We start from the raw sequence: 22010 nt of genomic DNA, 5'->3' as shown, positions 1-22010 counted from the left end.
CGTCCGCGACGGTCATGCTGATGAACGGGACCGTAGAGGGCAAGCGCTTTCTAGTCAACGCTTCCGACGAAACCCCGGCTCACATGCCCCAGCCGTACTGGTCCGGCATCCGGGCGTCCACGCCGAGCTCCCGTGCCGCGTGCTGGGCCCAGGACGGGTTGCGCAGCAGCTCGCGCCCCAGCAGCACCGCGTCGGCCTCGCCGTTGGCCAGGATCTTCTCTGCCTGCCCGGCGTCGGTGATCAGGCCGACGGCGGCGACCGGCAGCGTGGTCGCGGACTTCACCCGTGCGGCGAACGGCACCTGGTAGCCGGGCCCGGTCGGGATCCGGACGCGCGGGACGTTGCCGCCGGTGGACACGTCGAGGAGGTCGATGCCGTGGGCCTGAAGGTCGCGGGCGAAGCGGACGGTGTCGTCCGGCGTCCAGCCGCCCTCGTCCAACCAGTCGGTCGCCGAGACGCGGAAGAACAGCGGCTTGTCGTCGGGCCAGACCTCGCGTACCGCGTCGACGACCTCCAGGGCGAACCGGGTGCGGTTCTCGTACGAGCCGCCGTAGGCGTCGGTGCGGCGGTTGGAGTGCGGCGACAGGAACTCGTGGATCAGGTAGCCGTGGGCGCCGTGGATCTCGGCGGTCTCGAACCCGGCGGCCAGCGCCCGGCGTGCGGCGTCCGCGAACCGGCCGACGATCTCCTGGATCTGCGGGACCGTCAGCTCGGTCGGCACCGGGTGCCGCTGGTCGAACGGGAGCGCGCTCGGGGCCAGCGGCTGCCAGCCGTACGCGTCCGCTCCGACCGGCGCCCCGCCCTTCCAGGGCTGCGCGGTGGAGGCCTTGCGGCCGGCGTGCGCCAGCTGGACGCCGGGAACCGTGCCCTGGGAGCGCAGGAAGCCCGTGATCCGGCGGAAGGCCTCGACCTGTGTGTCGTTCCACAGTCCCAGGTCCTGCGGGGAGATGCGGCCCTCGGGCGACACGCCGGTGGCCTCCACGACGATCAGGCCGGTGCCGCCCACCGCACGGGCGCCGTAGTGCGCGAAGTGCCAGTCGCCGGGCACGCCCGCCGACGGGCCTTCCGGCGCGGCGGAGTACTGGCACATCGGCGACATCCAGATCCGGTTCGGGATCGTGGTGTCACGCAGGCGGAGGGGCTCGAAGAGGGAGCTCATGGCGGGCTGCTCCTGGGTCGCGACGGATCGGGGACGGCTCGTACGGTAACTCTCGTAGTACGTCAAGTGTCAAACTACGGCGTCCTTCGTACAATAGGGAGCTCCCCTCCTGACCGGTGGGACCCCTGGACGAACTGGAGTCGCCGTGACCCCCGCCGCCACTGCCGCCGGCACCCGCGAGCTGCCGCATCCGACGCGGGGTGAGATCCGGCTGGAGGGAGTGCTGCACGCGCTCTCCGATCCGGTACGGCTGCGGATCGTGCGGGACCTCGCCGCCGACAGCGGCGCGCTCTTCTCCTGCTCGCACTTCGACCTGCCGGTCACCAAGTCCACCACCACGTACCACTTCCGGGTGCTGCGCGAGAGCGGGGTGATCCGGCAGACCTACCGGGGCACGGCCAAGATGAACGGCCTGCGCAGGGACGACCTGGACAGTCTCTTCCCCGGGCTGCTCGACGCGCTGCTGGCCGCGGCCGCCCGCCAGGCCGCCGTCGTCGTCGAGGGCGACTGACTCCCGGCGGGGGTCGGCACGCCCTCCGGGGGTGCGGTGTGCTCCGCTGACAGGGTGCCGCCCTCGGTGAACGAAGCGTGTTCCGTTCGTATGGAATGTGATCATTCGGTTACGTTGCGTATGTGCTCGAAGCATCCTTCGTTGATCGTTCTCTTCAGCTTTCCGACCGCTGTCCGGACGACGGTGAGATGTCCGTGCGACGGGCCTGGGTGGTGAGCGAGGGCTCCACCACGACCTCGTGGTTCGACGTCCGGCTGGCCTTCGCCGACGGTGCCCGGGTGGACGCGCTCGCCGTGCTGTCCGGCGAGGACGTGCGGGTCGAGGACGTACGGGCCCAGCCGCCGCTGTCCCTCGACGACCTGGCCGTGCTCGCGGAGTGGCTGGAGAGCCCTCTGTTCGAGGCCTGCGTCCCGGACCCCGCCCGTCGGGCGCCGGCCGCGGCGCGGCGGGCCCGGCCGGCGTGGCCGCGCGGGCGGGAGGGACGCAGGCTCGTCGCCCAGGAGTACCGGACGGCCCGGGAGGAGGGCGGCGATCCGGTCCTCGCGGTGATGCGCGCGACCGGGCACAGCAGGCGCAGGTCGCTCAGGCTGATCGGCCAGGCCCGCGACGAGGGGTTCCTGACGCCGCGTCGCGCGCGCCGCTGAGGCCCACCCGAGAGCCCGTCACGCCGGCCGCTCGATGGCACGTTCCGCCGCCGGAGCGCCGTGTCGTCACAGCATCGCGCGCATCCGCGAGATCTCGCTCGTCTGCTGGGCGACCACGTCGTCCGCCATCTCCTCGATCAGGACATTGTTGCCCTCGGACTTCACGTCCGTGGCCATACTGATCGCACCCTCGTGGTGGGTGATCATCAGGGTCAGGAAGAGCTGGTCGAAGGCCTTGCCCTCGGCCGCGCGGAGCTTGTTCAGCTGTGCCTCGGTGGCCATGCCCGGCATCGCGGCGTGATCGTGCCCGCCGCCCGTCACCTTCTCGCCGTGGGTCTCCAGCCAGCCCTCCATCGCCTTGATCTCCGGCCCCTGCGCGGCCGAGATCCGCTCCGCCAGTTTCTTGACCTGGCCGGACTCGGCCTGCTTGGGCGCCAGTTCGGTCATCTTCAGCGCCTGGGCGTGGTGCTGGATCATCATCCGCGCGTAGGAGACGTCCGCCGAGTTGGGGGAGTCGTCGTCCGCGCGCTGTTTCCCGGCGTCCTCGGCGGACAGGGTGCGGTTGCCCTCGCCCGGTTTGCCCGGCGCGATCACCGAGGGCCCGGCGGCCGCCGAACCGGTGTCCGAGCCCGAGTCGCAGGCCCCCAGCCCGAGCACGGCCAGTGCGGTCAGCGCGGCCGTGACGAGTGACGCGCTGGACATCGCGGGGCGAAAGGACACAACGACCTCCTGTGGCTGGGGTGCCCCTCTGAGGGAGGGATGCGGAACACCTTGGGGGGTGCGTGACCGTCCTAGCACGCTTCCGCGGGTCATTGATCAAAAAACTTCATTGCGAGTTTGTTGCCCCCTGTTGGTATGTGCATGGCGAAGACGATACTGCGGGGTGCGTGAACCGTTCCGACGGGAACGGACGTTGGGAGGAACAGTGACCCTGTTGAGCGACCCGCGAACGCGGCGCAGACGTCTGGGAGTCGCGGCTGCCGCCGCCGGACTCCTGTCCGCGCTGCTCACCGCCGGCCCTGCCGTGGCGACCCCCGACCCCGGGGACAGTCCGGCCACGTCGAAGGAGGTGTCCAAGAGCGCGCGCGCCGAGGTGCGCGACGCCATCGAGAGTGGCGACATACCCGGCCAGGACGAGATCGTCCACTCGGACAACATCGAGCACCTGACCAACATCCCCAAGGACGCGCTGCCCGGCACCAACTCGGACCTGGCCTTCCAGGGCCAGTACGCCTTCGCCGGCAACTACGACGGCTTCCGCATCTTCGACATCAAGAACCCGAAGAAGCCCAGGACCGTCGCCCAGGTGCTGTGTCCCGGCTCGCAGAACGACATCTCCGTCTCCGGGGACCTGCTGTTCCTGTCGACCGACTCCTCGCGCAGTGACAGCAGTTGCAACAGCACCACCCAGCCCGCGACCGAGAAGTCCTCCTGGGAGGGCATGAAGGTCTTCGACATCAGCGACAAGCGGAACCCGAAGTACGTCGCCGCCGTCGAGACCGCCTGCGGTTCGCACACCCACACGCTGGTGCCCGAGCGCAAGAACGTCTACATCTACGTCTCCTCCTACTCGCCCAACGCGGCCTACCCCGACTGCCAGCCGCCGCACGACGGGATCTCCGTGATCAAGGTGCCGCGCAAGGCACCCGAGCGGGCGGCCCTCGTGGGCTTCCCCGTGCTGTTCCCCGGTGAGGGCCCCGACGGCGGCGGCAACCCGGGCGGGCCCACCAACCCGGGCGTCTCCAAGACCACCGGCTGCCACGACATCACCGTCCTGCCCTCCGAGGACCTGGCGGCGGGCGCCTGCATGGGCGACGGCATCCTGTTCTCCATCAAGGACCCCGAACGGCCGAAGGTCATCGACCGCGTCCAGGACAACGTGAACTTCGCGTTCTGGCACTCGGCGACCTTCAACCAGAAGGCGAACAAGGTCGTGTTCACCGACGAGCTGGGCGGCGGCGGCGCCGCCACCTGCAACGCGGAGATCGGCCCGAACCGCGGCGCCGACGGCATCTACGACATCGTCGGCAGGGGCGACGCCCGCAAGCTGGTCTTCCGCAGCTACTTCAAGATCCCCCGCCACCAGGCGGACACCGAGAACTGCGTGGCCCACAACGGCTCGCTGATCCCGGTCAAGGGCAAGGACATCATGGTCCAGGCCTGGTACCAGGGCGGAATCTCCGTCTGGGAGTTCACCGACTCCTCGCGGCCCAAGGAGATCGCCTACTTCGAGCGGGGTCCGCTGACCACCGACTCGATGACCACCGGCGGTTCGTGGTCGGCGTACTACTACAACGGCTACATCTACTCGAACGACATCGCCAAGGGCTTCGACGTCCTCAGGCTCAGCGACCGGCGCACCGACCCGGCCGAGCGGGTCCACCTGCGGGAGCTCAACACGCAGACGCAGCCGGACTACTTCGACTGAGCGGCCGGGTCCGTCCCGTCCCGCTCCACCCGGTCCGGCCGGTCGAGTACGCCGGTCGCGAAGAACCGTGACAGGTCCGGGTCGCACGTCGTCCCGCCGGACGCCTCGGCGTCCGGCGGGACACCCAGCTTCCAGTCCAGCCGGTAGCGCTCGAACAACTCGGCGCGCAGCACCGGCACCGGCATCGGCACCCCGGGTACGAGGGCCGCGAAGACGGCGCCCATCAGCTGTGCGCGCAGCATCGGGTAGTCGCGGTCGACGTCCCGCGAGCCGTGCCGGGCCACCGTGTCCCTCAGCAGCTCCGCCAGCCGCCGCTGTTCCGGGCACGGCACGAAGCCCACCTCCGCCTGGAGCAGGCCCGCCATGTGCTGGCGCATGAGCACCGGCCGGTCCCGGGCGAGCCCCAGGATCGCGTCGATGGCCCGGGCCAGCCGCTCGCGCCCCTCGCCGGTGCGCGGCTCGCGCTCCAGGGCCTCCTCCAGGGTGCGGTGCATCAACCGGTGCACGGCGGACTGCACCAGCTGGCGCTTGCCGGGGAAGTAGTAGGAGACCAGCCCCCGCGCCGAGCCCGCACGGTCCGCGATGTCGCCCAGCGTGGTCGCCTCGTACCCGCGCTCGCCCACCAGCTCCACGGCGGCCTGCAGGAGACGCTCCTTCGAGCGCCGCCGCAATTCTTCATTGACCGAGGCGCTGCGCGGGGACATGCTGTACTCCTGCGTTGACTGGCTGCCAGCCAACTATACTCGGCGCAGGCGGACGGCCCTTAAGGACCGTTCCGGCTACCGTCTGTCTCGGGCGACACGGGGGATCGTCCGAGACGGACGGGTCCACCCGGTGGTTGCCCCGGGCTACGGGACGAGGTCCAGCACCGGCCGCAGCCCGGCCGGGCTCCACGCCCAGCGTGCGCAGGCGATGCGGAACAGCCGGGGATCGGGCTTGCGGATGCCGTGCTCGTACGACAGGACGTACGTGTCCACGTACCGGTCGAGGCCGTGCGCGCGGAACACGGGACGCAGGTCCCAGCCGATGTCGCTGACCACCCCCACGGCGATCCCGCGCCCGCGCAACGTGCTCAGCACCTCGGCGGCGTCCGCGTACGGGCTCCAGGCGCTCGGTGACATGTGCCGCTCGTACAGCGCGTCGTGCAGGCCCGGGTGAGGCAGCGGCACCGACTGCGACAGTCCTGTGCAGGCGGCCCGGTGCAGTGCGGAGCTGTCGTCGCGGACCTCCCGCACCTCGGCGGGATCCCAGGGGGGACGCGCGGGGGGCGGCGCCCGGTGCGTGCGGGGCCCGGCCCGGCGGAGCGCCGCGCCGCTCACGGATGCCGGCGCCGGTGCACCAGCACCGCGAGCGCCACGACCAGGGCGCCCAGGAGCCAGCCGCCGAGGACGTCCGTGGCCCAGTGCACGCCGAGCCACACCCGGGTCACGCCGACCCCCGCCACGCAGACCACGGCGACGGCGAGGCCGGTACGGCGCAGGCCGCGGCCGGCGCCGTAGTGGTGGAGCAGCCACACCAGCAGACCGCACACGAACGTCGCGGTCATCGCGTGGCCCGAGGGGAACGCGGCGTAGTGCGCGGAGTCCACGGGGTCCGGCCAGACCGGACGGGGGCGGTCCACCGCCGCCTTGAGGACCTGTTGCAGCAGGCTGCCCAGCAGACAGGTGGCCCCCAGCCAGACGGCCGTCCACCGGTCCACTCCGCGCCACCACAGCCACAGCACCACCACCGCGCACAGCAGGCGCATCGTCCAGGTGTCCCACACCCAGTCGGTGAGGATCCGCATGGCCTGCGTGATGCCGCCCTCTTCGACGGCCCAGCGGTGGGTCGTGCCGGCGATGTCCTCGTCCAGCCGCACCAACGGAGGCCATTCGACGGCCACCAGGATGAGCAGGAGCGTGGAGCACACGGCCAGTACCCAGGTGACGCGGAGGGCGGTGCGTGGCTGCGGCGGGGCGGGCGGGGAGTCGACCGGCGGCGTCTGCATGCTGCGATCCTCGCCGAACCGGTGCCTCCGGGGCCACCGCCGTGGCGGGGAGGTGCCCTATCCCAACGCCCGCAGTCCCGGCGCGAAAGCCAGCAGGACCGGGACGACCGGGACCAGCGCGCCCGCGGCCGTCAGCCGCAGCCTTCGGGCCGCCGTCAGCCGGTTCGGCGGGGTGAGCAGCCGGTGGACACGCTGCGGGACGTCGGCCCGGGCGGTCGGGCACGGGCCGAAGACCCCGCGGTCCTCGTTCAGTTCGACCAGGGCCAGGGCGGTCGTCAGCCGGCCGAAGCGGCGGGATGCCACGTCGTCGGCGGCGAGTTCGACCAGCCGGTGCATCTCGTCGCGGAACGCGGCGAAGACCGGAACCTGCGGAAAACCGTCCGCCAGCGCGGCGGAGCAGTGCAGCAGCCAGTCGTGCCGCGCCTGCGCATGTCCCTTCTCATGGGCGAGCACCGCGTCCAGCTGCCGGCCCTCGAGGCGGCGCAGCGCGGCGGTGGTGACCACCAGCTGAGGGGGAGCGCCGGGCAGCCACCAGGCGTCCGGCCGCTCGCCCTCCAGGACGACGAGCGGCCCCGGGCCGGGCTCCTCGCCGGGCAGCAGCGGAGCGCGCTGCCGCAGCTCCGCCCGGCGCAGCCGGCGCCGGGCGCGGGCCCGTACGACCTCCCGGGCCAGCATCACGGCGCTCCACACCCCGGCGCAGGCCAGCGTGACGGCGGTCGTGTCCGCCCAGAGGCCGGAGGTGCCCAGGGCGTAGGCCTCGACCACCGGGCCGGGAGCGGTCGCGAAGACGGGGCCGCCCACCGCGTGCCAGGCCGCCGCCGCGCTCAACGTCATCGACAGCGCGCAGCACACGATCACCGCCGCCACCACGCACTGCCAGACCCACAGGGCGACCACCGGTTCGCGATCCGGCCAGTCGGCCCGGGCGAGCAGCCTGGGGGCGAGCACGGCGGTCAGCGCGCCGAGCAGCAGCAGTGCCGCGGGGAGAATCATGGGGGCAGCCTATGAGCGCCGCGCCGTCGGCAGTACGGCCCGCGGCGCAAAGTGACGCAGGCAACGGTCGTCCCCAGCGGGCCTGGGGCAAGCCGGGCCCGGGCCGCCCATGTCACAGGGGCAGCAGCATGGCCAGCATCCCGATCGCCATGGAGAGCCGGCAGGCCCGAGCCAGCTCCGGCCGGTCGCCCCACCCGGCCACCGCACGCCCGTCGCGCACCGCACGTCCGTCGGCCACCGCACGTCCGTCGGCCACCGCCACGACGGGTATCAGACGTACGCCGGTCAGCAGCACGTACCCCGTGAAGTACGCCAGCAGCGCCCCGGTCAGCACCGGTGTCCCGGACGTGCCGTGCCCGTGCGCGTGGGCGGGGGCGCCGGTCATCACGAGAGCCATGTAGACCATCGCCGCCGCTCCCACGAGGTGGTGCAGATGGTGGCGCCCCGACCTGGCCGCCCACAACGCCCGCAGCCCGGCGGCCCCGAACACCACCGCGTAGGAGGGCCAGACCCAGGCCGGCGGGGTGAACACCGCGGCGGGCACGGCCATGGCGGCCATGCCGAACCCCATGAGGGCCTCGCCGCCCGCGGCGCGGCGCTGTTCCTCGACGCTGCTGCGCATCCGCAGCAGGCAGTAGGCGCCGGTCGCCGCGCACAGCGCGACCAGCAGCCATCCGGGCGACGCCGGTCCGTGCACACGCACCTCCCCGTTCGGCGGTCCACGGTCTGTCAAGGACTGCCCGGGCCATGCGGCGCGCACGCGAGCGCAAGGGTGTACGCGGGGGTATCCGGGGGAGCGCGCGCCCTCGCCGCGGTGAGTCGCCGCTGGTCGGTGAGAGGGAAGGGCACACATTCGGCATTTGATTTACAGGTAAAACACTTGTTAACCTCAATGCCATGAGCAGTGCGACCCCCACCTCCGGCACCTCACCGGTCCGACGTCTGTCCCTGGCAGGCGTGCTGCGCCTGCGCCGGCCCTCCGAGATCTGGTTCAAGCCCGCCCTCAGTTCGGTCGCCGCCGTGGCCCCTCCCAACCTGCTCCTGCTGGCGCTCGGCCGGCTCGACCTGGCCATGTACACGATGGCCGGGTCGCTGTGCGCGCTCTACGCCCACAACCGCCCCTACGCCGCCCGCGCCCGCACCCTGGCGTGGGTGGTGCTCGGCATGCTCGGCGGCGTCGCCGTCGCCCTGGTCACCGCCTCGCTCACCCGGAACGCCGTCGTCCTCGTCACCGTCGGCGCGCTGCTGGCCGCCGTGCAGAAGGCCCTGTGCGACGCCACCCGCGTCGGCCCGCCGGGCAACGTGGTCCTCACCTTCATCAGCTCCGCCTCCCTCTTCGTCCCGCAGACCCTCGGCCAGGTCCCCGGTCACCTGGCGCTGGCCGCCGCCGCCGGCGTCTGGGCCTGGCTCGTCGGCATGGCACCCGCCCCGGTCCGCCCGCACGGCCCGGAACGCCGGGCCACCGCCCAGGCCCTGAACGCCGCCGCCGCGTACGCCGCCTCCCACCGCACCGGCGAGGACCACGCCCCCGCCCGTGCCGCCGGGTACGCCGCCGTACAGGCCGCCTGGCAGACGCTGCTGGCCCTGCCGTCCACGGGCGCCCGCGCCGCCACCCGGCACGCCCTGGAACGCCTCGTCGTCCGGGCCGAGGTCGCGCTGGCCGCCCCCGCCGACACCGACCCGGAGCGGCTGCGGGCCTGGGCCCACGCCCTGCGCGGCGGCGGCCGGATCCCCCGCACCGGCGACGCCCCGGGGGACCGGGACGAACTCCTCGGCGTGGACGCCGAACTCGCCGCCCGCCCCGCGCCCCTGTGGCAGCGGCTCGGCCCGCTGGCCCCGATCGCCGCGCGCACCGCCCTCGGCTGCGCGCTGGCCGGGTACGCCTCCCTGGCCCTCGGCATCGGCCGCCCCTACTGGGCCCTGGTCACCGCCGCCGCGCTCTACCAGGCCAACCTGACCCTGACCTGGAGCCGGGCCGTGCAGCGCGTGGTCGGCAACCTCGCGGGGGTGCTGCTGTTCGCCGCCATAGCCCCGCTCGCGCACCTCGGGCAGGCGCTGCTCGTCCTGTGCTGCCTCGCCCTCAACTTCGGCGCCGAGGCCCTCATCACCCGCAACTACTGGCTCGGCAGCGTCTGTGTGACCCCGATGGCCCTGCTCGTCACCGAGTTCGCCGGCTACCAGGCCCCGGGCGACCTGATGACCGAGCGGGCCGTGGACACCGTCGTCGGGGCCCTGGTCGGCTTCCTCGCCGCCGTCGTCGTCACCAACCGGCGCGCCGGGAACCGCGTCGAACAGGCGGTGACCGCGGCCGACCGCGCCCGGGAGCGCGCCGCGCGCCTGCTCGCCGAGCCCGCCCCCGCCCCCGGCCCCCTGGAGGCCGCCCGCCGGGGCCTGGCCGCCGCGCTGACCGACCTGCGGGCCACCGCCGACGGGGCGGCCGGCGAATGGTGGGGGCGCGCGCTTCCCCAGGAGAGGGTCGTGCTCGCCGAGCGGGCGGGACACCGTACGCTCGCCGAGGCGGTGCGACGCCAGGCAGTGCGTCCGGACCGGGACGCGGGCACGAGAACGGAGGACGTACGGCCATGACCGCAACCGACGGGGGAGCGAACGGCGGGGGAGCCGGTGACGGCGGGAGGGGACCCGGCGGCGACACCGTGGCCGCGGTCGTCCGTCAGTGGCGCGCCGTCCACCCGGACCTCGACACCGCGCCGATGGAGATCATCGGCCGCATCAACCGCTGTGCCGCCCTCCTCCAGCAGGCCGAGGACGCCCCGCTGCGCCGAGCCGGTCTCAGCCGCGCGGAGTTCGACCTGCTCGGCGCGCTGCGCCGCACCGGGCACGAGCTGACCCCCGGGGAACTGGCCCGGGAGACCTTCTCCTCCGGTGCCGCCGTGACCAAGCGCCTCAAGCAGCTCACCGAGCGCGGCCTCGTCGAGCGGCGCGGCGACACCCGCGACCGCCGGGTCGCCCACGTCCGTCTCACGGACGCCGGACGCGCTCTCGTCGACGGCATCCTTCCCGAACAGCTCGCCTACGAGTCGGCCGTGCTGTCCGGCGTGGACGGGCCCCGGCAGGGCGAGCTGGCGGCGCTCCTCGGCGGGCTGCTGGGGCAATTGGAGGGCCGTCTGGACGCCTTGCGGGCCTGAGCGCCCCGTGGGGTGGTCGGCCGTGCGTGGGCGGGGCAGTGGTTGTCGCCGTCTGGTGGTCGGCGAAGGATCGCGGGCCCTGCCCGTCCGATCCGGCGGGGGACGCGCCCCGGCCGAGCGAGCTGGCGGCACTCCTCGCGGACCGCTGGGTCACTTACGAGGGCCGCCGCCTCGTGCGCGTTGCGGGCCTGAGTTCCTCCCCGGCTCGTGTGCCTGCCCGCGGCGCCCTCCCGCGCGTCGGGCCGATCAGCGCTCGTTGCCCGCGCCTCGGGCGGATCAGCGCTCGTCGCCCGCCCGGTACACGCCGAACATCGCGCCCTGCGGGTCCCGCAGTACCGCGATGCGCGGCCCGTCGGGCACGGAGGTCGGCTCCATGAGCACGGTGCCGCCGCCGTCGGTCGTGTCGACCGCGGCGGCGTTCACGTCCGCCACCGCGAAGTACGGCAGCCAGTGCGCCGGCACCTCGTGCGGGAACTTGTCGTCCATGGTCACCATGCCGCCGAAGTCCGCCCCGTCGATCCCCCACTGCGGATAGCGCTCCGAGGCGCCGACGCTCCAGCCGAACACCGTCGTGTAGAAGTCGGCGGCCCGGTCGGGCTCCCGGGTCAGCAGCTCCACCCAGCCCAGCGAACCGGGCGCGTTGAACAGCCCGGCACCGGGGAACGAGCGCCCCTGCCACAACTGGAACACCGCGCCGGCCGGATCCGCGGCCACCGCGAACCGACCCGAGTCGAAGACGTCGGCGGCCCCCTGGAGGACCGCTCCGCCGGCCGCCGTCACCTGCCGTACGGCCGCGTCCGCGTCGCGCACGGCGAAGGACACGTTCCACGCGACCGGCTGCCCCTGCTGGTACAGCGGCGCCAGGGCGGCGACCGCGGCTTCGGCGATCCGGGCGATCGTGTAGCCGCCGGCCTGCCGGCGCGGGTCCGGCTCCGGATGCCAGCCGAACAGCTTGGTGTAGAACCGCTTGGCCGCTTCCAGGTCGGTGGTCCCCAGCTCCGCCCAGCAGGGCCCGCCGGTCACCGGTTCGTGGAGCTTCATCGTGCGTCCTTCCGCCGGGTCCGCGGAGTCTCCGTCCCCCTCCAGCACGCTAAGGCCGGGCCGGGGCCGCGGCCATCCGGCACGTACGCGCCCCGGTCGCGGTGCCCGGGCGGTGGCTCAGATCCCGGGCCGGTAGCGCAGCGGATGCTCCGCGGGCACCTCCACCAGCACGATCCGGGTGCCGTCCGGGTCCGCGATCCACATCTCCACCAGTCCCCAGGGCTCCTTGACCGGCGGCCGCACGATCTCGACCCCCTTGGCGCGCAGTTCCTCGTGGGCCGCGGCCGCGTCCTCGACCTGGAGCCACAGGGCGAGCCCGGGGGTGAGGGGGGCGTCGGAGCGTCCGGAGACCTCCAGGAAGCCGCCGCCGAGGAAGTAGACGGTGCCCCGCTCCGGACCGGTGCCGAACTCCCGGTGGACGGCGAGGCCGAGCTGCTCGCCGTAGAAGGCGCGGGAGCGGTCGGGATCGGTGGGGCGGAGCAGGGTCCGGCTGCCGAGTACGTTCACCATGCGGCCCGAGCCTAGTCGCGGGCACCGACGGCGTTACGCTCATCGGTGCCCGCGCCGTGCCCGAGACCGAACCGGAGACGCCCGATGGACACCGCCGCCCGACCGCTGACCTACCGTGACGCCACCGACGCCGACGTGGACGCGCTCGTGGCGCTCATAGAGTCCGCGTACCGGGGCGACGCGAGCCGGGCCGGGTGGACCACCGAGGCGGACATCCTCCAGGGACAGCGCACCGACCCCCAGGGCGTGCTGGAGGTCGTCCGGGCGCCGGACAGCCGTCTGCTGGCGGTCGAGCGGGACGGCCGGATCGTGGCCTGCTGCCAGCTCGAGCACCAGGGGGCGCACGCCTACTTCGGGATGTTCGCCGTCAGCCCGGCGCTCCAGGGCGAGGGACTGGGCAGGGCGATCATCACGGAGGCCGAGCGGCAGGCCCGCGCGACGTGGGGCGCCACGGAGATGCACATGACGGTGATCTCCGTGCGCGAGGACCTCATCGCCTGGTACGAGCGCCGCGGCTACCGCCGTACGGGAGAGATGACCCCCTTCCCGTACGGCGACGAGCGCTTCGGCATTCCGCAGCGCGACGACCTCCAGTTCGAGCTGCTGGTCAAGCCGCTGGTGTGACGCGGGCCCGGACCCGGCCGCTCGGGCCGTTCACGCGGTGAAGCGGCCGGTGCGTTTGATCTCCGGATAGTCGGTCGTCGCGCCGTCCAGGCCCAGGGCGCGCACCAGCCGCAGGTGGTCCTGGGTGTTCACGGTCCAGCAGAACACCCGCAGCCCCGCCTTGCGGGCCTTGGTCACGATCTCCAGAGTGACCCTGTTGATGTCCAGACACAGGGTCCGGGCGCCCGCCTCCACGGCGCGGTCCACCACCTCGGGGCCGTAGTACTGCGCGACCAGGGCGGTCCGCACCCCCGGCACCAGCCGGGCGATCTCGACGATGGCCTCGTCGTGGAACGAGATCACCTCCACCCGGTCCACCAGATCCCGGCGGAGCATCACCTCGGCGAGGCCCCGCGCGGCCGCCGCGTCCTTGATCTCGGCCTGCAACGGCACCGAGACGGCGTCCAGCACCTCCTCGAAGACGGGGATCCGCTCCCCGCGGCCGGCGTCCAGGGCGCGCAGTTCCTCCAGGGTCTTGTCGGCGATCGCACCGGTGCCGTCGGTGGTGCGGTCCACGTCGGCGTCGTGCATGACGACGAGCGCGCCGTCCTTGCTCAGGTGCAGGTCCAGTTCGACGACGTCGAGGCCGGCCTGCTCGGCGGCGACGAAGGAGCGCAGGGTGTTCTCGGGTTCGACACCCATCGCTCCGCGGTGACCGATGGTGAGGAAGTTCAAGGCTCGACTCGCTTCCGTCGACGTCGGCGTGGCAGGGCGGCAGCCTAACGGCCCTGCCGGACCGTTTCCCCCGTGCCGCGCCGGGTATACGAACCCGGCGTTCGACAGGAAAAAATGCGGCGTAGCCGGGGGTGAGGCAGGATAATTTACGGAGCCTTCCCTTGATTGGAGGAACGTCGTATGCATACGGTGTCTTGACGCAAGCTTCTCCCGTGGAGGATGGGACATGACGGAAATTCTTGTGCAGGTGGGCATGGAGGAAAACGTTCCTCCGGCGAGCAGGGTGGTGGAGCACCCGGCGTGGCCCGTGCTCAAGGATGCCGTGGAGCGGATCCGGCCATGGCAGTCCAAGGACGGGTCGATCGACTTCGACGCCGAGGGCGCCCCGGAGCGGGCCGCCGTCGAGGACGCCGTACGCGGCGTCACCGAAGCCGTGCGCGCGCTGTCCCCGCTGCTGCCGCACGACCGGGAGTACCACGAGGCGCTGGTGAAGGACCTCGGCCGCTGGGCCGACGGCGGCTTCGAGGTGCCCGACTTCCTCGACTCGCTGCTGGCCTTCCAGCCCGCCGCCAACCGCGCGGACGGCCTCCAGCACCTGGTCGTCTTCCCGATGTACACGCAGAACGGCAACCCGGACCGCAACCTCGAAGCGGTCGTGCTGCGCATGGTCTGGCCCGACTGGCTGGCCGAGCTGGAGCGCACCCGCTACGACAACCCGCTGTTCTGCGGCATCACCTTCGAGGACTTCACGGCCGGCTACGACACCAACTCGGCCGTCCTCTTCCCGGAGACCATCGCCGTGCGCGAGGCCCCCGAGCGCTTCTCCTGGGGCGGCATCTTCTGCGACCGCGAGGCCGCCCGCTTCCGCCGCGTCACCGAGGCCGCCGTGGACCTGCTGGGCCTGGAGCTGCCCGAGGACGTCGCCGCGATGGTCCACGACCAGAAGCGCTGCGAGGAGGCGTTCGTCCTGTGGGACATGGTCCACGACCGCACCCACAGCCACGGCGACCTGCCCTTCGACCCGTTCATGATCAAGCAGCGCCAGCCGTTCTGGATGTACGGCCTGGAGGAGCTGCGCTGCGACCTCACCGCCTTCAGGGAGGCCGTGAAGCTGGAGGCCGACGGCGTCCCGCAGGCACGCGACGTGCAGTACGCGGTGCTCTTCGACCGCATGTTCCGCTTCCCGGTGACCGGCGAGCGCGTGCGCAACTACGACGGTCTCGGCGGCCAGCTCCTCTTCGCCTACCTGCACAAGCACGACGTCGTGCGCTGGACGGACAACAAGCTCTTCATCGACTGGCAGCGCGCCCCGCAGGTCACCAACCAGCTGTGCGCCGAGATCGAGAAGCTCTACCGCGACGGCATCGACCGCCCGAAGATCGTCCACTGGTTCGCCGGCTACGAGCTGGTCTCCACCTACCTCGCCCCGCACCCGGGCTCGAAGTGGGCCAAGGGTCCCGACGCCCTGGACCTGACCCTGCCGCCGCGCAAACTCGTCGACGACGTGCTTCCGGACGAGTTTCCGCTGAGCATGTTCTACGAGGCCCTGTCCAAGAAGCTCAAGAAGGTGATCGCCTCCACCCGGGGCATCACCGCTACCGCGGACGGCGCCGAGCGGGCCGCCGCGTGAGCGACGGCGGCGCCTCGCACGGCCAGGCGCAAAAGACACAGGCTCAGCAGGCTCGGGAGGCGAGGACCATGGTGAACGGGGCGCTCGACGGCGCGGTGATCGCGGTGGCCGGGGCGGGCGGACCCGCCGGACGGGCCGCGCTGCTGCGGCTCGCCGAGGCGGGCGCGACCGTCGTCGGCGCGGACAACGACCCGGAGCGGCTCGCCGAGGCGGTGGACGCGGCCCGCTACGCGCACGGCGGCGCCACCGTCACCGGTGAGACCGTCGACCTCCTGGACCTGGACTCCACCCGGGCCTGGGCCGACCGCACCGAGGAGGAGTACGGCCACGTCGACGGCGTCGTCCACCTCGTCGGCGGCTGGCGCGGCAGCAAGACCTTCACCAAGACCGAACTCGGCGACTGGGACCTCCTGGAGAAGCTGCTCGTGCGCACCGTGCAGCACACCTCCCTCGCCTTCCACGAGGCGCTCCAGCGCAGTGACCGCGGCCGCTACGTCCTGGTCAGCGCCGCCGGCGCGTCGCAGCCGACCGCGGGCAACGCCGCGTACTCGGCCGCCAAGGCCGCCGCCGAGGCGTGGACGCTGGCCATGGCGGACTACTTCCGCAAGGCGGGGGGCGAGCAGGGGCCGACGTCGGCGGCTGCGATCCTGGTGGTCAAGGCGTTGGTGCACGACGCGATGCGCGCCGAGCGCCCCAACGCGAAGTTCGCGGGCTTCACGGACGTGCGTGACCTCGCCGAGGCCGTCGCAGGCGTCTGGGGCAAGCCCGCCGCGGAAGTGAACGGAAACCGTCTGTGGCTGACCGAGAAGCCGTGAACCCCCCGAAGACCGACGCGCGTCGCCATCACGACCCCGAGGTCCGCGGTTTCGCCAGTGACAACTACGCCGGCGCCCACCCGGAGGTGCTCGCCGCCCTGGCGCTGGCCAACGGCGGGCACCAGGTGGCGTACGGCGAGGACGACTACACCGACAACCTCCAGCGCGTGATCCGCAGCCACTTCGGCTCCGGCGCCGAGGCGTTCCCGGTCTTCAACGGCACCGGCGCGAACGTCGTCGCGCTCCAGGCGGTCACCGACCGCTGGGGCGCGGTGATCTGCGCCGAGAGCGCGCACATCAACGTCGACGAGGGCGGCGCCCCCGAGCGCATGGGCGGCCTGAAGCTGCTCACCGTCCCCACCCCGGACGGCAAGCTCACCCCCGACCTGATCGACCGGCAGGCGTACGGCTGGGACGACGAGCACCGGGCGATGCCGCAGGTCGTCTCGATCACCCAGAGCACCGAGCTGGGCACCCTCTACACGCCCGAAGAGATCCGCGCCGTCTGCGAGCACGCCCACGCGCACGGCATGAAGGTGCACCTGGACGGCTCCCGGATAGCCAACGCGGCCGCCTCCCTTGACGTCCCCATGCGGACGTTCACCAACGCGGTCGGCGTCGACCTGCTCTCCCTCGGCGGTACCAAGAACGGCGCCCTGTTCGGCGAGGCGGTCGTGGTGCTGAACCAGGACGCGGTGCGGCACATGAAGCACCTGCGCAAGCTGTCCATGCAGCTGGCCTCGAAGATGCGCTTCGTGTCCGTGCAGCTGGAGGCGCTGCTGGCCAAGGACCTGTGGCTGCGCAACGCCCGGCACTCCAACGAGATGGCCCAGCGCCTGGCCGAGGGCGTGCGCGCCGTGCACGGTGTCGAGATCCTCTACCCGGTGCAGGCCAACGCGGTCTTCGCCCGGCTGCCGCACGAGGTGAGCGAGCGCCTGCAGAAGCGGTTCCGCTTCTACTTCTGGGACGAGGCCGCCGGTGACGTGCGCTGGATGTGCGCCTTCGACACCACCGAGGACGACGTCGACGCGTTCGTGGCCGCCCTCAAGGAGGAGATGGCGCGCTGACGCGAGACCCTCCCGAATATGCATAGGTATGCGGTCACCTGGAAAGTCATTGACTGATGGGTGATCGCTTTCCTATGCTCTGCGGGCATGGAGCTGATCCAGCAAGACCCTGACCTGTCCGCTTACCTGGCTGCCGACGAGGCCATCGACCACGATCATCCGCGCGTATGGGAGGTGGCCGACCGGCTGGCGAAGGAGGCGGAGGACTCGTATGCCTATGCGCGACTGGCCTTCGAGTTCGTGCGCGACACCATCCCGCACTCACAGGACTCCGGGGACCCGCGCGTCACCTGGCGGGCCTCCGACGTCCTGGAGCGCCGCACCGGCATCTGCTACGCCAAGGCGCACGCGCTGGCCGCGCTGCTGCGGGCCGAGGACATCCCCACCGCGCTGTGCTACCAGCGGTTCGACGTGGTGCACGGACTGGTCGCCGTGCGCCTGGACGGCGCCTGGCACCGGCAGGACCCGCGCGGGAACAAGCCCGGCGTGAACGCGCAGTTCTCCCTGGGGAGGGAGCGACTGGCCTTCACGCCGGACCACGCGGCGGGCGAGGCGGACTACCCGGAGCTGTACGCGGCGCCGCACCCCGCGGTGCTGGACGTCCTCAAGGCCGCCACCGACCGCCCGCACCTGTGGCGGACGCTCCCGGCCGCGCTCTGAAGCGCCCGGCTCAGTGCGCCTGGGCCGTGCGCAGCTGCTCGGGCGTCGGGGCGGTGCCGCCGAGGTGGGCCGGCATCCACCAGGTGTCGTCGGCCCCCTTGGGGCGTACCGGGTAGGCGCGCTGCGCGGCCTCCAGCAGCTCCTGCACCCGCTCGCGCAGCCGCCGGGTGATGGCGCCCGCGTACTGCTCGCGCGAAGCCTCCATCGCCTCGCCGACCCGGATGGTGATGGGGGTGTGGCTGCGCTTGAAGTTGCGCGGGTGGCCCTTGGTCCACAGGCGCTGGGTGCCCCACAGGGCCACGGGGACGAGGGGGACGCCCGCCTCCTGCGCGAGCCGGGCGGCTCCCGACTTGAAGCTCTTCAGGGTGAACGACTCGGAGATCGTCGCCTCCGGGAACACCCCGACGATCTCGCCCGACTTCAGCGAGTCCAAGGCGTGCGCGTAGGCCGCCTCGCCCTGCTTGCGGTCGACCGGGATGTGCTTCATCCCGCGCATCAGCGGACCGGAGATCCGGTGCCGGAAGACCGACTCCTTCGCCATGAAGCGCACCAGCCGCTTCTGCGGCAGCGCGGCCAGGCCGTCGAAGATGAAGTCCAGATAGCTGATGTGGTTGCTCACCAGCACGGCGCCGCCCGAGCGCGGGATGTTCTCCGATCCCTGGCAGTCGATCTTGAGGTCCCACGCCTTGAACAGGGTGCGGGCGAGACCGATCACCGGGCGGTAGACGAGTTCTGCCATGGGCGGGTCGAACCCTTCCTTCTCAGCCTGGGAAGGGGCTCCCAGTCGAAAGTTACGCACCCGTAGGTTTACGGGCTTGTCGCAGATCGTGCCCCAAGAACGGCCGGTGTACCAGCCTTGGTGCCCGGGTGCGGCGAGATCCTCATCACTTGCCCGCCCTCGCGTGGCCGAAATGCGACGCTGGGCGGGAATCTCCGCGGCTCCGTGAACGCTGCACCTTCGGAGTACCGAACCGGTGGCGTGCGGGGTACGCGCGCCGACGAGTGCCGCGACGGCGGCGGAACGGGAGAGCGCCGGTGCGCGGGCAGGACGACGACAGGCGGGCAGCGGCCGCCCCGCGGCTCGACGCGGCCGACCTCGGTGCGGAACTCGGCGCCCGCGCGACGCTCGTGCAGTTCTCCAGCGCCTTCTGCGCGCCCTGCCGGGCCACCCGGCGGGTGCTGGGTGAGGTGGCGGGCCTGGTTCCCGGCGTCGCCCACGTCGAGATCGACGCGGAGGGCCATCTGGAACTTGTCCGCGCCCTCGACGTGCTCAAGACCCCCACCGTGCTGGTCCTGGACGCCGACGGGCGCGTCGTGCGGCGTGCCGTCGGGCAGCCGCGCAGGGCGGACGTGATCGCCGCGCTGGGTGAGGCGGTGTGACAAGCGCCACGCCATGGGTGAGGTCCTCTCCACAGCCTCCGCATCCGGGACGTAATTGACTGTGTGTGCCACCCGTCGTCAGCCTGCCCATATGCCCCGCTCGGCGTTTCCCGGACCGAGGCGCAACGCAGAAGGACCACCCCGTATGACGGTCACACCCGACCTCGCCGCACCCCGGACGGCCACCGACGACCTGCTGCGGTCCGTCTTCCGGCGGCACGCGGCGGGCGTCGCCGTGATCACCGCGCTGGGCCCCCGCGGTCCGGTCGGTTTCACGGCCACGTCCCTCACCTCCGTCTCCGCCAACCCGCCGCTGCTCTCCTTCGGCATCGGTACCGGCTCGTCGAGCTGGCCCGCGGTGTCCGAGGCGGAGCATGTCGGCGTCCATGTGCTCGGCGAGCACCAGGAGGAGCTGGCGGCCACCTTCGCCCGCAGCGGCGCCGACCGCTTCGCGGCACCCACCGTCTGGCGCGAGGGGCCCGAGGGAGTGCCCGTGCTGGACGGCGTGCTCGCCTGGCTCGTGTGCCGGGTGGTCGGCCGGGTGCCCGCGGGAGACCATCGGATCGTGCTGGCGGAAGTCCTCCTCGGCGACACCGCCGGAGTCGGCGCGCCGCTGCTGTACCACCAGGGGCGTTACCGGGGTCTGCGCGACTGAACGGTCGGCGGGACGGCTTCTGCGAAGGCGTCGGGTTCCGGTTACGCTGCGTTGCGAAGGTCACAGTTCAAAGCGCTTGCTTAGCGGGCAGGAACTGGGTGTACTGACGAGTAATATTCCGGGCGGAGCGCAGGTCGCCCCGACCGGGATCGGCCGCTTGGGGCGCCTATGCTGCCTGCAAGAGGCAGCACTGAAATGTCGACGCAGTAGGAGAGCCGGCGTGAGCTTGAGGATCGTTGTCACTGTGAAGTACGTGCCCGACGCCACTGGCGACCGGCACTTCGCCGATGACCTGACCGTCGACCGGGACGACGTGGACGGTCTGCTCTCCGAACTGGACGAGTACGCGGTCGAACAGGCGCTGCAGATCTCCGAGAATTCCGATGACGACGTCGAGGTCACCGTCCTGACGGTGGGCCCCGAGGACGCCAAGGACGCCCTGCGCAAGGCGCTGTCCATGGGTGCGGACAAGGCGATCCACGTCGAGGACGACGACCTGCACGGCACCGACGCCATCGGCACCTCCCTGGTCCTGGCCAAGGCCGTCGAGAAGGCCGGCTACGACCTGGTCGTCTCCGGCATGGCCTCCACCGACGGCACCATGGGCGTCGTTCCGGCGCTGCTCGCGGAGCGCCTGGGCGTGCCGCAGGTGACGCTGCTGTCCGAGGTCTCGGTCGAGGGCGGCGTCGTGAAGGGCCGCCGTGACGGCGACACGGCCACGGAGCAGCTGGAGGCGTCGCTGCCGGCGGTCGTGTCGGTCACCGACCAGTCGGGCGAGGCGCGTTACCCGTCCTTCAAGGGCATCATGGCGGCCAAGAAGAAGCCGGTGGAGTCCTGGGACCTGTCCGACCTCGACATCGACGAGGACGAGGTCGGTCTGGAGAACGCCTACACGGTCGTCGAGTCGGCCGCCGAGCGTCCGGCGCGCACCGCGGGCACGATCGTCAAGGACGAGGGCGAGGGCGGCAAGCAGCTCGCCGAGTTCCTCGCGGGCCAGAAGTTCATCTGAGCCCTGCCGGTTCCGCAGACCGCCCCTCACATCTCGCAAGCAGGAGAGAAGAAGTCCCATGGCTGAAGTTCTCGTCTACGTCGACCACGTGGACGGTGCCGTCCGCAAGCCCACCCTGGAGCTGCTGACGCTGGCCCGCCGCGTCGGCGAGCCGGTCGCCGTCGCGCTGGGAGGCGGCGCCGGTGACACCGCCGCCACCCTCGCCGAGCACGGCGCGGTGAAGGTGCTGACCCACGAGGCCGCCGAGTACGCCGACTACCTGGTCGTGCCGAAGGTCGACGCCCTCCAGGCCGCCGTCGAGGCCGTTTCCCCGGCCGCCGTGCTGGTCCCGTCCTCCACCGAGGGCAAGGAGATCGCCGCCCGTCTGGCGCTGCGTCTGGGCTCCGGCGTCATCACCGACGCCGTCGACCTGGAGGCCGGCGACGAGGGTCCGGTGGCCACGCAGTCGGTGTTCGCCGCCGCCTTCACCACCAAGTCCCGCGTGTCCAAGGGCACTGCGGTCATCACGGTCAAGCCGAACTCGGCCGCCGTGGAGGCCGCCCCGGCCGCCGGCGCCGTCGAGGCCCTGTCGGTCACCTTCTCCGCCGCCGCGACCGGCACCAAGGTCACCTCGCGCACGCCGCGCGAGTCGACCGGCCGCCCGGAGCTGACCGAGGCCGCGATCGTCGTCTCCGGCGGCCGCGGGGTCAACGGCGCGGAGAACTTCGCGATCATCGAGGCGCTCGCCGACTCCCTCGGCGCGGCCGTCGGTGCCTCGCGCGCCGCGGTGGACGCCGGCTGGTACCCGCACACCAACCAGGTCGGCCAGACCGGCAAGTCCGTCTCCCCGCAGCTGTACATCGCCTCGGGCATCTCGGGCGCGATCCAGCACCGCGCCGGCATGCAGACCTCGAAGACGATCGTGGCGATCAACAAGGACGCCGAGGCCCCGATCTTCGAGCTGGTCGACTACGGCGTCGTCGGCGACCTCTTCGACGTCGTCCCGCAGCTCACCGAGGAAGTCAAGACCCGCAAGGGCTGACCGCCCGCCGCACCGC

24 protein-coding genes and 1 pseudogene are annotated in these 22010 nt (G+C 72.2%); 14 read left to right on the top strand and 11 right to left on the bottom strand.

What is annotated here, in order from left to right:
- Window positions 1-79: 79 nt before the first annotated feature.
- Window positions 80-1159 carry an NADH:flavin oxidoreductase/NADH oxidase gene (locus ACZ6IM_RS06515; protein WP_052837096.1) on the bottom strand — a complete coding sequence of 360 codons (1080 nt, stop codon included), beginning with the start codon at window positions 1157-1159 and terminating at the stop codon, window positions 80-82.
- A 145-nt stretch (window positions 1160-1304) separates the two neighbouring features.
- On the opposite strand from ACZ6IM_RS06515, the gene ACZ6IM_RS06510 reads away from it, so the two are divergent.
- On the top strand, window positions 1305-1670 hold the full coding sequence (locus ACZ6IM_RS06510) for a helix-turn-helix domain-containing protein (RefSeq protein ID WP_052837097.1): 366 nt from the start codon (window positions 1305-1307) through the stop codon (window positions 1668-1670).
- A gap of 188 nt (window positions 1671-1858) precedes the next feature.
- Entirely contained in the window at window positions 1859-2314 is a 456-nt protein-coding gene (locus ACZ6IM_RS06505) for a DUF6214 family protein (RefSeq protein ID WP_052837098.1), read from the top strand.
- A gap of 66 nt (window positions 2315-2380) precedes the next feature.
- Here the strand turns inward: ACZ6IM_RS06505 and ACZ6IM_RS06500 are convergent, their stop codons facing one another.
- A complete protein-coding gene (locus ACZ6IM_RS06500) occupies window positions 2381-3034 on the bottom strand; it encodes a DUF305 domain-containing protein (RefSeq protein WP_469554562.1) in 654 nt (217 codons plus the stop codon).
- 205 nt (window positions 3035-3239) lie between these two features.
- On the opposite strand from ACZ6IM_RS06500, the gene ACZ6IM_RS06495 reads away from it, so the two are divergent.
- Window positions 3240-4742 carry an LVIVD repeat-containing protein gene (locus ACZ6IM_RS06495; protein ID WP_052837100.1) on the top strand — a complete coding sequence of 501 codons (1503 nt, stop codon included), beginning with the start codon at window positions 3240-3242 and terminating at the stop codon, window positions 4740-4742.
- Here the strand turns inward: ACZ6IM_RS06495 and ACZ6IM_RS06490 are convergent.
- From ACZ6IM_RS06490 to ACZ6IM_RS06470, 5 genes and pseudogenes are all read right to left on the bottom strand, one after another.
- Window positions 4730-5446: a TetR/AcrR family transcriptional regulator gene (locus tag ACZ6IM_RS06490; RefSeq protein WP_052837101.1), complete on the bottom strand. Its 717-nt coding sequence runs from the start codon at window positions 5444-5446 to the stop codon at window positions 4730-4732. The two genes, ACZ6IM_RS06495 and ACZ6IM_RS06490, sit on opposite strands and share 13 nt — an antisense overlap.
- Before the next feature lie 121 nt (window positions 5447-5567).
- A pseudogene (locus ACZ6IM_RS06485) lies at window positions 5568-6049 on the bottom strand (HAD family hydrolase); the annotation flags it as partial.
- A gap of 8 nt (window positions 6050-6057) precedes the next feature.
- Complete coding sequence (locus tag ACZ6IM_RS06480; RefSeq protein ID WP_052837102.1) at window positions 6058-6729, bottom strand: phosphatase PAP2 family protein; 672 nt, start codon at window positions 6727-6729, stop codon at window positions 6058-6060.
- A gap of 57 nt (window positions 6730-6786) precedes the next feature.
- Window positions 6787-7722 carry a M56 family metallopeptidase gene (locus tag ACZ6IM_RS06475; RefSeq protein ID WP_052837103.1) on the bottom strand — a complete coding sequence of 312 codons (936 nt, stop codon included), beginning with the start codon at window positions 7720-7722 and terminating at the stop codon, window positions 6787-6789.
- A gap of 112 nt (window positions 7723-7834) precedes the next feature.
- Window positions 7835-8419 carry a DUF5134 domain-containing protein gene (locus tag ACZ6IM_RS06470; protein WP_052837104.1) on the bottom strand — a complete coding sequence of 195 codons (585 nt, stop codon included), beginning with the start codon at window positions 8417-8419 and terminating at the stop codon, window positions 7835-7837.
- A 200-nt stretch (window positions 8420-8619) separates the two neighbouring features.
- Here ACZ6IM_RS06470 and ACZ6IM_RS06465 point away from each other — a divergent pair, with 200 nt between their 5' ends.
- On the top strand, window positions 8620-10308 hold the full coding sequence (locus ACZ6IM_RS06465; RefSeq protein WP_052837105.1) for an FUSC family protein: 1689 nt from the start codon (window positions 8620-8622) through the stop codon (window positions 10306-10308).
- Window positions 10305-10868 carry a MarR family winged helix-turn-helix transcriptional regulator gene (locus ACZ6IM_RS06460; protein WP_052837106.1) on the top strand — a complete coding sequence of 188 codons (564 nt, stop codon included), beginning with the start codon at window positions 10305-10307 and terminating at the stop codon, window positions 10866-10868. Before ACZ6IM_RS06465 ends, ACZ6IM_RS06460 begins: the two co-directional genes overlap by 4 nt.
- A 276-nt stretch (window positions 10869-11144) precedes the next feature.
- Here ACZ6IM_RS06460 and ACZ6IM_RS06455 read toward each other — a convergent pair whose 3' ends face one another.
- The gene (locus ACZ6IM_RS06455; RefSeq protein WP_052837107.1) at window positions 11145-11909 is read right to left on the bottom strand and encodes a VOC family protein; all 765 of its coding nucleotides are present in this window, start codon (window positions 11907-11909) and stop codon (window positions 11145-11147) included.
- Window positions 11910-12026: 117 nt separating this feature from the next.
- The gene (locus tag ACZ6IM_RS06450) at window positions 12027-12419 is read right to left on the bottom strand and encodes a VOC family protein (protein ID WP_052837108.1); all 393 of its coding nucleotides are present in this window, start codon (window positions 12417-12419) and stop codon (window positions 12027-12029) included.
- A gap of 84 nt (window positions 12420-12503) precedes the next feature.
- On the opposite strand from ACZ6IM_RS06450, the gene ACZ6IM_RS06445 reads away from it, so the two are divergent.
- Window positions 12504-13043: a GNAT family N-acetyltransferase gene (locus tag ACZ6IM_RS06445; RefSeq protein ID WP_052837109.1), complete on the top strand. Its 540-nt coding sequence runs from the start codon at window positions 12504-12506 to the stop codon at window positions 13041-13043.
- Window positions 13044-13073: 30 nt separating this feature from the next.
- On the opposite strand, the gene ACZ6IM_RS06440 is transcribed toward ACZ6IM_RS06445, so the two are convergent.
- Window positions 13074-13757, bottom strand: a complete 684-nt coding sequence (locus ACZ6IM_RS06440; protein WP_052837110.1) for a glycerophosphodiester phosphodiesterase family protein — start codon at window positions 13755-13757, stop codon at window positions 13074-13076.
- Window positions 13758-13983: 226 nt separating this feature from the next.
- Here ACZ6IM_RS06440 and ACZ6IM_RS06435 point away from each other — a divergent pair, with 226 nt between their 5' ends.
- The 4 genes from ACZ6IM_RS06435 (at window position 13984) to ACZ6IM_RS06420 (ending at window position 17929) form a co-directional block, all read left to right on the top strand.
- The gene (locus ACZ6IM_RS06435; RefSeq protein ID WP_052837111.1) at window positions 13984-15387 is read left to right on the top strand and encodes a DUF6421 family protein; all 1404 of its coding nucleotides are present in this window, start codon (window positions 13984-13986) and stop codon (window positions 15385-15387) included.
- A 68-nt stretch (window positions 15388-15455) separates the two neighbouring features.
- Window positions 15456-16202, top strand: coding sequence for an SDR family NAD(P)-dependent oxidoreductase (locus ACZ6IM_RS06430; protein ID WP_052837112.1), 747 nt, complete (start codon window positions 15456-15458; stop codon window positions 16200-16202).
- Complete coding sequence (locus ACZ6IM_RS06425; protein ID WP_052837113.1) at window positions 16199-17269, top strand: threonine aldolase family protein; 1071 nt, start codon at window positions 16199-16201, stop codon at window positions 17267-17269. Before ACZ6IM_RS06430 ends, ACZ6IM_RS06425 begins: the two co-directional genes overlap by 4 nt.
- Window positions 17270-17356: 87 nt before the next feature.
- Window positions 17357-17929, top strand: coding sequence for a transglutaminase domain-containing protein (locus tag ACZ6IM_RS06420; protein ID WP_052837114.1), 573 nt, complete (start codon window positions 17357-17359; stop codon window positions 17927-17929).
- Window positions 17930-17939: 10 nt separating this feature from the next.
- On the opposite strand, the gene ACZ6IM_RS06415 is transcribed toward ACZ6IM_RS06420, so the two are convergent.
- The gene (locus tag ACZ6IM_RS06415) at window positions 17940-18668 is read right to left on the bottom strand and encodes a lysophospholipid acyltransferase family protein (protein ID WP_052837115.1); all 729 of its coding nucleotides are present in this window, start codon (window positions 18666-18668) and stop codon (window positions 17940-17942) included.
- 263 nt (window positions 18669-18931) lie between these two features.
- Here ACZ6IM_RS06415 and ACZ6IM_RS06410 point away from each other — a divergent pair, with 263 nt between their 5' ends.
- The 4 genes from ACZ6IM_RS06410 (at window position 18932) to ACZ6IM_RS06395 (ending at window position 21994) form a co-directional block, all read left to right on the top strand.
- Window positions 18932-19309: a TlpA family protein disulfide reductase gene (locus ACZ6IM_RS06410; RefSeq protein WP_469554555.1), complete on the top strand. Its 378-nt coding sequence runs from the start codon at window positions 18932-18934 to the stop codon at window positions 19307-19309.
- A 145-nt stretch (window positions 19310-19454) separates the two neighbouring features.
- Window positions 19455-19964 (top strand): flavin reductase family protein, encoded by a 510-nt coding sequence (locus ACZ6IM_RS06405; RefSeq protein WP_052837117.1) that lies wholly within the window; start codon window positions 19455-19457, stop codon window positions 19962-19964.
- A 220-nt stretch (window positions 19965-20184) separates the two neighbouring features.
- Entirely contained in the window at window positions 20185-20973 is a 789-nt protein-coding gene (locus ACZ6IM_RS06400; protein ID WP_052837118.1) for an electron transfer flavoprotein subunit beta/FixA family protein, read from the top strand.
- Window positions 20974-21031: 58 nt separating this feature from the next.
- Entirely contained in the window at window positions 21032-21994 is a 963-nt protein-coding gene (locus ACZ6IM_RS06395) for an electron transfer flavoprotein subunit alpha/FixB family protein (protein ID WP_052837119.1), read from the top strand.
- Window positions 21995-22010: the final 16 nt, after the last annotated feature.

The organism is Streptomyces sp. NPDC042336, assembly GCF_055581985.1.
This window is presented reverse-complemented; position numbering and strand designations above follow the sequence as displayed.